Below are 14,722 nucleotides of genomic sequence, written 5' to 3'. Positions count from 1 at the left end.
TGTACCACCTAGAATCTAAAGTAAATGAATGGATTATGTGTTGCGTTCACTAAAAACATTGTGATGAATAGTAAAAGAGCGCCGTAGTAAATTGCTTGTACAAAGCGTAGCCCCCAGTCAAAAGATGTGTACTTTGTAGCCTGTTCCTCGCTCCAACTTTGATAGACTTTATAGATGGGTAACGCAAAAATAAGGGCGACGATAAAGTAAATCACATAATCTTTTGCCAGTAAAATCGTTTCGTAATTATAGAGACCAACATCTGTTAGGCCAAACATTGTTTTAATGAACATAAAAGCATATGTAAAGTCATTCGCTCTAAAGAATACCCACCCGATTAACACAATAATCAGCATATAAACATGACGGAAGAAGCGTGGAATGCGGTCAAGCCATTTCAGAAGTATCCACTTTTCTAAACAAATCAAGATACCGTAGTAAAAGCCCCATGCCATAAAGGTCCAACTTGCCCCGTGCCAAAAACCAGTTAATGTCCACACGATGAGTAAATTTCGATACAACTTCCATTGATGACTTACACGACTTCCGCCGAGTGGGAAGTATACGTAATCTCTAAACCAGCTGCTCAGTGAAATATGCCAGCGACGCCAAAAATCAGTCACGGATTGTGCGATATACGGATAATTGAAGTTTTCTTCAAATTTAAAACCGAAAATGCGCGCAAGCCCAATTGCCATATCACTATAACCAGAGAAATCAAAGTAAATTTGAAGCGAATACGCTAAAATTCCAAGCCATGCTGTACCTGTTGTCAAATCCCCGCCTGATAGGCTAAAGACGTGATCTGCCACCTCGCCCATAGGATTTGCTATGAGCACTTTTTTTGCCAAGCCTTGTACAAAACGGCGGGCACCAATCATCCAATCCTCAGCAGTAGAAAGTCGCTTTTTAATCTGCTCAGCAACAGTTTGATAGCGTACAATTGGTCCTGCGACAAGCTGTGGAAATAATGTAATAAATAGTGATAAATTTAGGAAATTCCGCTGGGCCTTCACATCCATTCGGTACACATCAATGACATAACTCAGTGCTTGGAATGTATAAAACGAAATGCCTATAGGTAGCGGCACAGCCTGCCATTCAATTGGCTCATTCAAATAATTGTTCACTAAATCTACAAAAAAACCTGCATATTTGTAATAACCTAAAATCGCTAGGTTACTGGCAATAACGAGCCACAGCAGCGTTTTTCTCTTAGAACGAGACTTGGTATTTTCAATAACAATGCCCAATACATAGTTCAGTAGGATGGATAGCATCATTAAAAACACATACTTCGGCTCGCCCCATGCGTAGAAGAATAAACTAGCCAACAGTAGAATTGTATTTCGTAACATCCTAGGGGATATGAAGTACAAAATTAGTACTAATGGTAAAAATACATATAAAAATATAAGACTACTAAAAACCATTTCTTAAAATCCCCATCCTTATAAAAAAAGTGAAAAAATATAGTAAATATGGTCAAAAAAAAATGAGAATCAATCTATCTTATTGTAACGTAAAATTAGCAATTGTTCACTAGTTTTATCCAAGATATACCACAAAAATTCACTATTTAAAGTGCAAAATTATTCTTGTAATTTATGGGTTTTTGGCATTGATACACAATACATTTATAGAAAATAATTCTTTTAACCTATTGTTTCTATAAAAACACCTACAAATTACATGGAAACAACCCTAAATTTTGATTACCATAATATTCCCTCCATATCTTACCTTTGATACCGTCTCTCTATTACCCTTATACTAATTTTAGTAGTCACATATTAGTTGGCTAAATTTGTTTTGGAGGTTTTACAATGAACAAGACTAAAAATAAATGGGTTGTAAGCGCAGCATCAGCGGCATTAGTAGCATCAGCGATCGTACCAGTAGCAAGCGCAGCAAGCTTTTCAGATATCGAAAACAATGATCACAAGGATGCAATTTTAGCTTTAGCTGAAGCTGGAATCATCAGCGGCTATACAGACGGTACGTTTAAACCAAATGCTATCGTAACTCGTGGTAACGTAACAAAATTATTAGGTAAATGGTTAGTATCTGAAGGATACGAAATTCCAGAGGACTACAAAACTGTAGCTCGTTTCGATGACCTAGCAACAGATTCTGCAGACCAAGAATTAGTACAATATGCAGCACTTGTTAAAGATGCTGGCGTATTCAAAGGTTCTAACAACAAATTAATGCAAGCAAACAACATGTCTCGTGAACAAATGGCAGTTGTATTAGTACGTGCTATTAAAACTGTTTACGGTGAAGATTTAATTGCTGATTATAAAGCAGAAAACTTTGAATCTAAAATCACAGACTTAGATAAAGCAATGTCTGACGAAAACCGTGAAGCGATTATCGCATTAGAATACAAAGAGATTACAAAAGTTACTGCATTTAATCCGAAAAATTCATTAACTCGTGGTCAATTCGCGTCATTCTTACACCGCGCAATTACAAACGTTACTCCAGCAGAACTAACTGTTAAAACAGTAACAGTTAAGGATGCAACAACTTTAGCAGTAACGTTATCAGATGATTCTGTTCATACAGTAACATTAGAAAAAGCACTTCCAGTAAATGAAGAAACAACAGTAGAATTTGCTATCGATGGAAAAACATATTCAGCAGTTGTTACTTATGAAGTAGCTGGAAATAAAGTAGTATCAGTAACTGCGGTTAATGGTGTAACAGTTGAAGTTAAATTTACACAACCTGTAGATAAAACAGATGTTGCTGATAAAGTGAAAATTGAAGGTGTTACTTTATCAGATGCGAAATTATCAGAAGATGGTAAAACATTAACATTAACAGCAGCAAGTGCTATTAAAGTTGAAGACGCAACTGTAGTAGTTGAAGCTATCAAAACAAAAGCTGATAAAGAAGTTAAGACAGAAAAATATGTTGGTAAAATGACTTATGAAGATAAAGTAGCTCCAACAATTGTAAGCGTAGAAGCTAAAACAAATGGTAACTTTGCTAAAACAGCAAAAGTTAAATTATCTGAGCCAGTAAAAGCTGGAGCGTTAGTGAAAGTTAATGGTGCATATGCTACAGTAACTTCATTCACAGGCACTACTTCAGATACAATTGAATTAACTGGTTTAAGTCTTGAAGCTGGTAAATCACATACTGTAGAAGTTATCAATGCAGAAGATGTTGCTGGTAACAAAGTAGTAACAATGTCTGCAGACTTTACAGTAGCAGTAGATGCTACTACTCCAGTAGCAACAGTTTCAGCTGGTGGAAGTGACAAAGAAATTTTAGTAACATTCAACAAACCAATGAACGTTGCTACTGTTAAAGGTATTACAGTTAAAGATGAAACGCTTAAAGATGTTACTGCTGGTGTCATTACTCCAGTGGCGGATACAAACGACACTCAATTCACAATTTCTGTAACAGAAACTTTGTACACTAACAAAGATAGCCGTACATTAAGTGTTGTATTACCTAAAGATATGGAAGATAATTTAGGTAACAAAACTACTGATTCAGTACAAAATGTTACATTAACAAAAGATGTAGCTAAACCAGTAGCGACAGGTTATAACGTAGTTAAAAATGCTGATGGAAAAGTTGAAGCAATCGAATTTAACTTCAGTGAAAAAGTAACTACTGTTACTACTACTCCTGACTTTGGTTCAGTAGTTAACGAAAATGGTGTAATTGATAATACAACATTTGCAGGATTAACAGGAACTATTTCAGCTGACGGTAAGAAATTAGTTTATACTTTATCAACACCTAAAACTATCACAGGTAAATTTGCAGTTTCATTTGGCAAAGATCTTGTAAAAGATTTCTCTGAAGCAGGTAACAAATCGGATGCGTTCAACTACACAATCGATTTCGGTCAAGGTAAACAAGATTCTGAGTTTGAAATAACTAACGTACCAACTACTTCAGGCGATGTTATTACTGTAACATTCCCAGAGGCAGTAAAAGGTGGCGCAGTTGAAGGTTCAGCAACAGATCTTGCAAACTATACATTAGGCGGCAAGCCACTTCCAGCTGGCACTACAATCACTCTTAATACAGACCAAACAATTGCTACTATTACATTACCAGAAGAATCAATTGCTAAAGATGATAAAGCATCTGTATTCACAGTAGCTAACATTAAGAACACTGTAGGTACTAAAACACTTAAATCTTACACAGGTACTGTAGCTGTAGAAGATAACACTGCACCAGTTTTACAAAGTGCTAAAATTCTTGACAACAAAACAATTGAATTAACATACAGCGAAGCAATGAATTTATCAGGTATCGATGTTGATGTATTCGATTCATTCAAAATTGTACAAGGTACAGATACTTTAGTATTAGCAACAGGTGAATTAACAGCAACAGTAGCATCTGGCTTCGAGAACAAATTAGTTCTTAAAGTGGCTAAAGGTAGTGGATCTAATGCTGTAACATTAGACTTAACAAAAGATATTACAATTGAAACACTTAACCCAGCTTCAAAAGTAGTTACAGATAACTCAAAAGCGAAAAACGAGCACAAAAAAGAAGTTAAAGTTAACGTTGTAAAACCTTAATAATAACTAGTAAAGGAAGGGCTTAGGGAAACCTAAGCCTTTCTTTTATGTTGTAATTTCTGAATATTCTATTTTTCAAACAAACGATTGAAATGTATTCTTTTTAATATTGGATACATTTGGGGTAATTAGTGATTTTAAATCAAAATAAAGTGATTAGAAATAAATGCTAGTAAGGCTCATTTTTTCCTCTGTTTGTTAATGAATAGATTTATACTTTACTACCTATTTTGTAAAAGTACCTTTTGAAAAATATTTTTTCTATGAGAAACAATATTTTAGTAAATTTTAATCAAATATTGAATTTGGAAAGTGCATGCGGCATAGGGCATGTGCTCTTTTTTTGTGAATATAGTAACTCTATTTAGTTTTAAATGTAAAACTAAATAGAGTTACTACATGAAAGTGATGAATATTAAGGAGAGAACAGAAATAAATATAGTTAGAGAAGAATTTAACAATAAAATAGGAGTATTAGTTACTAACTATGAATTTGTGAATAAGTTTCTGCATCAAGGTATCTAAAATAATATTATATTGTCAACCTAGACAGTAGTATTGATATGGAAAATACTGAGACTAAAAGGCGATTTTAACGTATTATTATATAGTAGATTATAAGAACATTAAGGGGATGGACAGGTGAAGAATTATAAACTATATCAGGGAGCACTAATAACGGCTCTCATGACGAGTGCAATTGTAGCCGCACCAACTGTACAAGCAGCGAAAGGATTTACAGACGTTGATTATACAAAAGAATACGGGGCGGCTGTACAAAGTTTAGTAGAGCGGGGCATTATTAGTGGTTATTCAGACGGGACATTTAAGCCATTTGCGGACGTGACACGTGGACAAGCAGCAAAAATATTAGCAGGGCTACTGAAGTTAGATACAGAAAAAGTAGTAGATCCAAAGTTTACTGATCTATTGCCTAATGATGAGTACTACGGTGCGATTGCTGCGTTGCAAAATGCCAACATTGTGTCTGGATTAGCAGATGGTTCATTTGGTGCGAATCGAGCAATTACCCGAGAACAGATGGCAAGTATGCTGACAGCTGCATTTAATTTAACTGACTATGATTACGATGGAAATTTGCCATTTAAAGATATTGTGAGAAATTCAAATGCATATTATTCAATTGGACCACTCTATGAAAATAATATTACAAAAGGCGTGACAGCAGATACTTTTGGCTTGAAGGAGACAGTGAAACGTTCACAGTTAGCGTTGTTCATTCAACGCATTGAGAATTTGGAGAAAAATAGAGTAAGGCAATCATTTAAAGCGAAGGATTTAGGTGGAGATGTCATTGAGGTTATTGCGGCGAACAACTGGATAGCGGGGACTGAGGAAGAGTTTTTCCGCGTACGTTTGCAAAATGATAAAGTTGATATTGAGGCATTACATGAAGGAACGGGTTCTTTTGTAGTAGCTTCCTATAAATTAGATGGTGATGAGAATTATGAGTACATTGGATTGAATAAGTACCGCGTAACGGTAACAATGGTTGATGGCAAACTGCAAATGGTTTGTGAAGAAACGGACGAATTGTCACCAGGAACTGTGTTATTCTTTGAGGAGGATCATGGCATAAACGCCAAGAATCTAAAGCTAGAAACAAAGGATGGCCATACGGTAAGTCCAAAAGTATATTCGTATAAGCCTTACCGTTTTGATGGATGGGAAAAAGAAAGTATTCCGAGTGGTACAGCCTATGAACTGACGTTGTTGGAAGCCGGCGAGTACGTTGCAACATTTTCAGACGATGCAGGAAAGTCAGTACGTGTAGGTATTCACGCTGCCGTAGATGGATATGATATCTATTTATCAGAAGCAAAAGAGATAAAAGAATTATTTGTACCAACCAAAGAAATTGGTTTTGAAGTACAAAGCTATAAGGTTGAGCAGTATACAGGGGCTTTAATTGATGAGGAACTTTTAGATGTCGCGTTTTCGAAAGATGGCGTGACGGTGAAGCGAGTTGGTACGGGCAATGCGGTCTTTTCAGTTCGTCTAATGGGCGAGAATGGGCAGAAGTTATATGTGCACGGCTCAATTTACGCAGTTAGTGGCGTGACATCGATGTACTATGAGCTGTCTACACAAGAAGAAATGGAAGAGCCGCCATATTAATGATAATGGTCTTGAAATAAATAGAAAAACTCCTCATGTGCGAGGAGTTTTCTTCTATTAAAAAGTAATATATTTTATATACTCTTTCCAGCTTAACTCTTTAAAGTGTTGCCATTCTATTTTTTCAACGGGCATCGTACGGAATGTACGTGCCATGATATTACGCTTTTCATTAGATAGTATCGGTGTTCCTTCATCTAAATAGCCAGTGAAAATAGTAGATTTTGCTGTTTCGAATTCGATCTGAATATCTTCAAGACGGATTTTACCGTCTTGACCAACAATATAAAGACTGTGTCCATCATCTTTTGAAGATTTCACCCAATTTTTATCTACTTTAAATGAATCGATAGCTTCATTTACTATAATGGAAGCTTTGCCGACTGTTGAAAATGGGATTCCTTCTAGAACATCGTCTTGTTGTAACATTACTTCATAGTTAGAAGGTTGTGGTAGCTTCACAGATTTTCCTAATTCATTTGCCCAAGTTGAATCCTTAGTTGTTGCAATCATTTGTTTTTCGATGACAACACCAGTTAAGGCATCCTCGAAATGCTGCAATTCAAAATCCACAGTTTGTCCAGCTATAACTTTTTGCCATTCATCTTCAGATAAATACGCTAGCATTGCTTTTTCAGAAGAATAAATTTCAAAAGTAACTGAACCAGCCTCTTCTGTAATGTTCGAGATAACCCCATCAACAGGACTGATAACGCCTTGACGAGCTTGTAATTGTGCTATTTGCGCTTCTATTAATGCAATATGTCGATTTGTCTCGGCAATATGTCGATTTAAAATAGCAATTGCTGTCGATGTCGAATTTTGACCAGCCAGTTCCATTTCGACAGTAACTGCCAACTTTTCGCTTATTTGGTCTGTGTTAATGGAGCTTGTCGGATCAGTAGAGTCAGTTTCAATTTGAGAGAGAGCTGATTCTAAATCACTCAACTCCGTTTCATAAGCCGCTTGCTCCGCCTCGAGTTTTGTTAATTCATCATCTACTTCTTCTGTTTTATAGGTAGCAAGTAAATCGGTTGCCGCCACTTCTTGACCACGTTTAACAGAAATGGCCGATAAGCTTTTTGCATCAGCAGAGATTGTGTATGTTTCCGCTGGTGCCACAATTGTTTCCTTATTGATACGTTCTACATTGTCACCAGTATAAGCTTTTTGAAATTCATCGATAAAATATGAGCGTGCAACCTTGCTATCATCTTTAAAAACAAAATAAGCATTTAAGCCAATTAAAATAGCCGCAACGACAATGCTAATGCTCGTCCAAGGTCTCGCTTTTAGAAAGTGCATCAACCTAACCCCCTAATAAGCCATTCTTGAAGAGGTAAAACGCTAACCATGCCTACGAAAATAGCCATGAAGATTTGTAAGAAAATGATTTTTGCCATTAATGATTTTTTACTTGTTTCTTCTTCCCATTTTGAGAGGAATGTAAATTGCACGACGATTGTTAGTACAGTAGCGACTGTTAATTGATTGATAGCGAATAAAACGAAATCAGTATCAATAAACCGCTGTGCCAGTGGTGCTAGTGAAAAGAATGAGAAGGTCGTTGAATAGCCAACTCCGTAGAAAACTGCAAATAAAATAGCTTTTTCCAGCAGCAAGAACGTCACGACATAAAGCTGGACTTTTTGAATCCATTTATACGGAATTTCCGTTAAGAGGTGCAAAAAATAAGTAACACCGTAATAGTGGAAGCAAAAATATAAAATGGCCCACAATATTGCACCAACCATTGAGAGTAGGCGAGCCATATAATATTCATCATGAGAATCCATTGCGAACAACGTAGTTAAACTTTCTGTGCCCATTCCCCAAAATTCACGTGCAGCAAATAAGAGGATAAATAAGATGAAAACCGTGAATGAACGTTTTTTGTATCCTGTTATTTCACCATTCTCTACGATTTGTGTGAAGTAGGTTGGATGTGTTAAACTATGCCAAAATTTGTAATGATAGAACATACACAGCTTCCTTTCTATAAAAATAGTAAATGTCAAAGATGTAGTATACACCTTGTTTGATGATTATTATATATGAAAATAGCTGAATTTTACCGTTTATCCTATCGATAAATCCAAATAAAACGTCATACAAAACAATTATATAGTATTATGAAAATAACTTCCTTTATTTACAGTATATTAACATCATAAACCACAAATTATTCTAAGTTTACGATAGAGTAGAGAGCGGATTGTGAAAATAGCTTGAAAACATATTGTCCAAACCGATACTAAAGTAAGGAATTAAAAATGAAAATGTACATATCGATTTTCCTATATAAGTAAAATGTGAAAGGGTGGGTCATTTGAAAAGTAAATTAAAAGTTGGCGTATTAACAAGCCTATTATTAGCCCCAGCAGCAATCGCTAACGCGCAGGAAACTGAAGCACAGTCGCAAATAACACCAAAAACGGAGCAAACTTCATCTATAAATGCAGTAGCGACAACGGAAACAAGGGAAAAAATGATTGCACAATTCGGCAAACTATCTGTAAAGTCAACACCAGATGAAATGGTTATAGCAGAAGGTGATGTAGCTGCCCTTGATAAAGCAGATTTTCATGACGATGAGATTGAATTTATTACAGCAAAATATAACTACATAGTGGAGCAAAGACGTCTACTAACTAAGTTAAAAGAAATTGGTACGAGTATAAATTTATTAAACTACTCAAGCAAGACTTTTTCAAATGATGTAGCTGTTGTTGAAAGTACATATTCAACATTTTTAGATAGTGTAAACGCGGGGGACTTATCTTATCTAGCAGTCCAAGAAAAATATAAAATAGCTGTGAATAAAGCACTTGTGAATGAAGCTCGTACTATTGCTCCGACTATACGTGGTACTTCGCTACAATTTGGTTATAATGATGCGGAGCGTAATAATTATTTTAAAACTAACGGAGCGGATATCGCAAAGCTTTTAAAAATGGTTGATGATAATACGGCAACAACTACAGCTGTTAAAAATCTAAATGCTTTGGTTGTACTATTAGATAACTCTACAGCGGATTCTGCAACGATTAAAGTAGCGGCAGACCAGGTAACGGTAGCCTATAATGCTCTTTCAGCGGATCAAAAGAAAATTGTTGTAGCTTATAATCCAAATAATGATGCGGTTACACCTTATAAAAAGTATACGAATACATTAACGAATTTAACAGCAGCAGATAATGTAAATAAATTAATAGATGCATTAAAACCAGGTGCAAATACATTTGAAAGCCTAACAATCAATGCTCAAGCAGCTTTCGATAGATTAGACGCTACAGGAAAAAATTTGGTACAGAATAAAGAAAAGCTTTCTTTGTATTTTAATTACGTAGATTTATCGAGAAAAGTAAATGCACTTAAGCCGACAACAGCAGACTACAGTACACAAATCGCGACATTAAAAGCAGCAGTCGAAGCATTAAATGCAACAGGAGAAGTAGCACTAGATAATATTAAAGAAAATCTAATTAAAAAGCTTTCTGATCTTTCGAATGTAGAGGCAGCATTAGCTACTGTGATCGCTAACATTAATGGCTTAAGTGACTCGAAAGATCTTGTGCAAGATATGCTAACGGCACGAGCTTCATATGAAAAACTTGACGCAGCTACTAAAAAGCGTGTGACAAACATTAAAGTGTTAACGGATTTTGAGAAATCACAAAAATCTATGTTAAACGTGATTGCACTTATTGAAAAGTTAGATCCTGCAAATAAGGACTATATTAAAAAAGCAAAATCAGCAAATAGTGCGTATTTAAAGTTGGATGAAGCAAAGCGTACATTTGTGAAAAGCTACAACAATCTAAGTGATAAAGTTGCAGCAATTGGGGTGATTGCCCAAATCGAAGCATTAAGTATTTCGAAAAAAACATACAAAGATGATGTTCTTGCAGCTGAGAATGCTTATGTTGCAGTAACAGCACAAGGACTCGTGACAAATCACAGTGCACTTCAAACAGCAAGAGGCTACATTACAACTGCAAAGGCTTTTGATGATCGTATCGATGCATTAGCAAATGAGCCAGTAGAAACATTTGTTGCAAAAGTAGCAGCATTAACCGCTGAATATAAAACAATGAACAAAAATGCGAAAAGGCTAGTAGAGAAGGAAAAAACTTTATCAACTTATGAAAAGAATAATAAAGATGTTATAAAGGTCATTAATTTAATTGCAGCACTTAACCCTAATAGTAAAGATTATACGAAAAAGGTGCTCGCAGCGCGTAAAGCATATAACGCACTGGATGAAGTGTCGCAAAAACGTGTGACAAACTATGCAAGCTTAACAGCTGTTGAGGATGTGGCCTCACTTATCGGCTTAATCGCTTCATTAAAGCCAACGAGTAAGACTTTCTTGAAAGATTTACAAACAGCGCGTGCGAATTATGATGCACTTCCTGCAGCTAAAAAGGAGGCCATCATTAACTACGAATTACTTGTAAAAGCAGAAACAGAGCTTACATCGGCCCATACAGTTATTGCTCTTATTGATGCAGCTTTACCAGCGGAAGAAGATTATTTAACAAAGCTGATGAATGCACGTATAGCATATGACAAGCTTTCGTCTGGTCAAAAGAAATTAGTGTCGAACATTAAAGATCTAACAAATCGTGAAAGAGAAGTTAAACCAATCTTGAATGTAATGGTACAAATTGAAAGCCTAGATCCCGAGCAGAAAAACTTTGTAAGTAAAGTAAATTCAGCACGAAAAGCTTATGACAAATTAACAAGAGACCAGAAGAAATATGTCAATAACATTGCTATATTACAAAACTATGAGCCAGTATCTACAGTAATTGAGTTAATTGGTAAACTAAAATCATCTAGTAAAACATTCCATGCAGATACAACAAGGGCACGAGCGCTTTACGATGCACTTACAGCGGATGCAAAGCAATATGTAACGAACTATTACTTGCTACAAGCAGCAGAAACAAGTATTTTAGGTGCTGCTAACGTATCGCAAATGATTAATGAATTGCCTTCGGTAGATCCAAAGCAATATATTAAACGTATCGAAGAAATCCGAGCTGCGTATAATGCTTTGCCTAGCGATCAAAAGAAAGCAGTTGAAAACTACAAAACGCTACAAGACCAAGAAAAGCTTATGAAGCCGGTTAAAAGCGTTGTTGAAGATATTGATAGGTTGATGACATCGAAGGACATCGAGAGTCAATATCAAAAGATTTTAAAAGCTTATGATAAATTGTCAGCTACGCAACGCAGATATGTCTATAATGAACAAATTGTATTATCACTAGATAGTGTCATTAAAGTGGTTAAGAGCATTGCTGAGTTAAAACCAAGCGACAAAATGTACTTGGGTATGATTGAATCGGCGCGTAGAGATTATAACAGTTTAAGTTCTACAGATAAGCAAAAAGTTCCGAATTATTCTATCTTGCTTGAAGCAGAGCAAAACATGAGCGATGTTAAGAAAGTAGTGGCGCTTATTGCGGGTTTATCGACAACTTCTAGCACATATGTCCAAGATGTAGCAAACGCATCGGCTGCTTATAAAGCTTTAAATTCAAAGTTAAGAGGACAAGTACTTAACGAAGATGTACTAAAAAAAGCAGAGAAAGATGTAGCAGTAGTATTAAAAGTAGTGGATGCTATCGCAGTTATTGACCCAGAAGACAGAAATTTTGAGAAGAAAGTTTCATCTGCGCAAAAATTATATAGCGGACTAACTATTGAACAACAGGGTCTTGTGTATAATTACCGCGTACTGCAAGAATATCTGGACATGCAATATTGAGCCATGATGAAGGAGTTGTCCTAAAAAATACTTTAGGATGGCTCCTTTACTAGTTAAAGAGGGAGTGTATTCATGAAACAAGGTAAGCAGTCGAAGTATATGATGGCTTTAGCAATTTCAGTTTTAGCGGGATCTTTTGTATATGCGGTACCAACAACTGCTGCTAGCATTCCATTTACGGATGTTAAGAATGATGGTAGTGAAGAGGAATTACACAAGGCGGTTAGTGACTTATATAGTAAAGGGATTGTCTTTGGCACGACTTCTACAACATTTAGTCCATATGCGAATTTAACTCGAGGGGAAGCGGCGTACTTTTTAGCAGAAGCACTTCAGTTAGATGTGAAAAATGTAGAAAATCCAGGTTTTAAAGACGTCCCAACTTCTCATTTATATTATGGACACATCGCGGCACTTGCGACGGGAGATATTATTCAAAAAAGCGAAAACTATCATCCAAGTAACCTAATTACACGAAGTCAAATGGCGAAAATTATAACACTTGGATTTCATTTGGAGCAGGCGAAGAAAATATCGGCACCTTTTACTGACTTCACTAATGATACTGAAACAAATCGATATATTCAGACGTTGGTAAACTATTCAATCACACAAGGAACTTCTACTACTCAATTTTCTCCTTATACGTATGTGAAAAGAGGGCAAATGACGTTATTCATTTATCGTGCGCTTGAAAAGTTTGAGGACGATTTTTATATCACAGGTATTGAATAAACAAAAATTCACTCTAATGTCATTTTTAGAGTGGTTTTTTTAATAAATTATAGGAAAATTAAGGTAATGGTGTTATCTTAGAATATGCAGATTGTAGGCTGCATGTAACCCAATTAGTATAAGTCAATAGCTTTTGTCCAGTCTCAAACATCGAATTTAGCACAATACTTAATAATGAATATTTAGACAAGGCGAAAATAATTATTAACAATTGAAAAAAGTTTTTGGGAGATATTAATTTGGAGTTTTTATACAAGTAATGCTTATTAGGAGGCATCTATGTTTAAAAAAATATCAAGCATTATCTTACTATCTATTGTTTTACAAGCTGCGTTTTGTTTTGGAAGTTCAGCTAGCATTAATAAAGTTTTTGCAGCATCTAACCTAGTGAAAGATGTACCAGTATCGTACTGGGCAAATTCCTCAATCCAACATATGTTGACAAAGCAATATATGACTACATATGACGATGGGAATTTTAAGCCAGATCAATCTGTTACACGCGCGGAGGCGGCTAGTGCTATTGCTCGGTCCATGCAACTAGATTTAGAAACTTCTTTTTTACCTAACTTTGAGGATTTACCTGTAACGCATCCATACTACAAAGAAATCTGTAAATTAGTAGAAATAGGTGTTTTGCAAAATAGTGATACCTTCCATCCAGAAGCGCCTTTAAAGCGTATGCACTTAGCAAAAATGTTAACGCTCTCGTATGGAATTGAAGTGGACGCCAAAAATAACAGTAAGTTCAATGATGTACCATCCACACATTGGGCTAAAGATTATATTGAATCTTTAGCAGATATCGAAGTTATTCAGGGGGTAGATCGACAACATTTTGCTCCGAATGGATTGGTGACACGTGCACAGTTAGCAGCTTTAGTGGAGCGCAGTATCGATTTTCGTCAGAAAGTGACGAAGCTAGAAGTAGCTTATGATTATCTATCAAAAGATTATATTCCTACAGTAAATTTTTCGACAGATTGGTCACAAGAAGTGATTCGATTAATAAATGTTGAACGGCAGAAATACAAAGTAGAACCACTTTCATATGATGCACCACTGACACAAATCGCAATCATTAAAGCACAAGATATGGTGAATCGTAATTACTTTGAGCACGAATCACCTTATTACGGTAAAGCATGGGATTTAGCGACATTATTTGACTACTCTTATACTAGTTTGGGTGAAAACCTTGCACGAAATATTCCTTCTCCAGTAGTTGCGGTGAAGGCTTGGATGACTTCACCATCACATCGAGACAATATTTTGAAGGCTCATTATACGAATACGGGTGTTGCAGTAGAGAAGGATAGCAAAGGAAATTATTACTGGGTACAAATGTTTTCTAGTCAATAAGTCTTTATGTAACAAAGCGTATCATATATTACAAGAATGTTACAAAGAACTGAGAAATGTGGAAAAAAAGCCCTCTTCCAAACGCTGGTAGACGTGAAAACGTTGATATACCAGCGTTTTCTCTTGTGGTAAAAACCGTTAC

The 14,722-nt window shown here is 35.8% G+C and carries 8 protein-coding genes; 5 read left to right on the top strand and 3 right to left on the bottom strand.

Translation table 11 applies throughout. The features are described from left to right. Window positions 1–8 precede the first annotated feature (8 nt). The gene (locus ACIQ2D_RS06710) at window positions 9–1,433 is read right to left on the bottom strand and encodes an MBOAT family O-acyltransferase (protein ID WP_402861312.1); all 1,425 of its coding nucleotides are present in this window, start codon (window positions 1,431–1,433) and stop codon (window positions 9–11) included. Between the two features lie 393 nt (window positions 1,434–1,826). Here ACIQ2D_RS06710 and ACIQ2D_RS06705 point away from each other — a divergent pair, with 393 nt between their 5' ends. Further along, on the top strand, window positions 1,827–4,565 hold the full coding sequence (locus tag ACIQ2D_RS06705) for an S-layer homology domain-containing protein (RefSeq protein WP_402861309.1): 2,739 nt from the start codon (window positions 1,827–1,829) through the stop codon (window positions 4,563–4,565). 642 nt (window positions 4,566–5,207) lie between these two features. After that, window positions 5,208–6,704 (top strand): S-layer homology domain-containing protein, encoded by a 1,497-nt coding sequence (locus ACIQ2D_RS06700; protein ID WP_402861306.1) that lies wholly within the window; start codon window positions 5,208–5,210, stop codon window positions 6,702–6,704. A 57-nt stretch (window positions 6,705–6,761) separates the two neighbouring features. Here ACIQ2D_RS06700 and ACIQ2D_RS06695 read toward each other — a convergent pair whose 3' ends face one another. Both ACIQ2D_RS06695 and ACIQ2D_RS06690 read right to left on the bottom strand, forming a co-directional pair. After that, on the bottom strand, window positions 6,762–8,009 hold the full coding sequence (locus tag ACIQ2D_RS06695) for an efflux RND transporter periplasmic adaptor subunit (protein WP_402861303.1): 1,248 nt from the start codon (window positions 8,007–8,009) through the stop codon (window positions 6,762–6,764). Next, window positions 8,009–8,686, bottom strand: a complete 678-nt coding sequence (locus ACIQ2D_RS06690) for a hypothetical protein (RefSeq protein ID WP_402861300.1) — start codon at window positions 8,684–8,686, stop codon at window positions 8,009–8,011. Before ACIQ2D_RS06690 ends, ACIQ2D_RS06695 begins: the two co-directional genes overlap by 1 nt. 347 nt (window positions 8,687–9,033) lie before the next feature. Here ACIQ2D_RS06690 and ACIQ2D_RS06685 point away from each other — a divergent pair, with 347 nt between their 5' ends. The 3 genes from ACIQ2D_RS06685 to ACIQ2D_RS06675 all read left to right on the top strand — a co-directional run bounded on the left by ACIQ2D_RS06685 (window position 9,034) and on the right by ACIQ2D_RS06675 (window position 14,580). After that, entirely contained in the window at window positions 9,034–12,483 is a 3,450-nt protein-coding gene (locus ACIQ2D_RS06685) for a hypothetical protein (RefSeq protein WP_402861297.1), read from the top strand. A 72-nt stretch (window positions 12,484–12,555) separates the two neighbouring features. Then, the gene (locus ACIQ2D_RS06680) at window positions 12,556–13,218 is read left to right on the top strand and encodes an S-layer homology domain-containing protein (protein ID WP_402861294.1); all 663 of its coding nucleotides are present in this window, start codon (window positions 12,556–12,558) and stop codon (window positions 13,216–13,218) included. Between the two features lie 279 nt (window positions 13,219–13,497). After that, a complete protein-coding gene (locus tag ACIQ2D_RS06675; RefSeq protein ID WP_402861291.1) occupies window positions 13,498–14,580 on the top strand; it encodes a CAP and S-layer homology domain-containing protein in 1,083 nt (360 codons plus the stop codon). The last annotated feature ends 142 nt before the right edge of the window (window positions 14,581–14,722 follow it).

Source organism: Lysinibacillus sp. NPDC097287 (assembly GCF_044761695.1).
Classification (GTDB): Bacteria; Bacillota; Bacilli; order Bacillales_A; family Planococcaceae; genus Lysinibacillus.
This window is presented reverse-complemented; position numbering and strand designations above follow the sequence as displayed.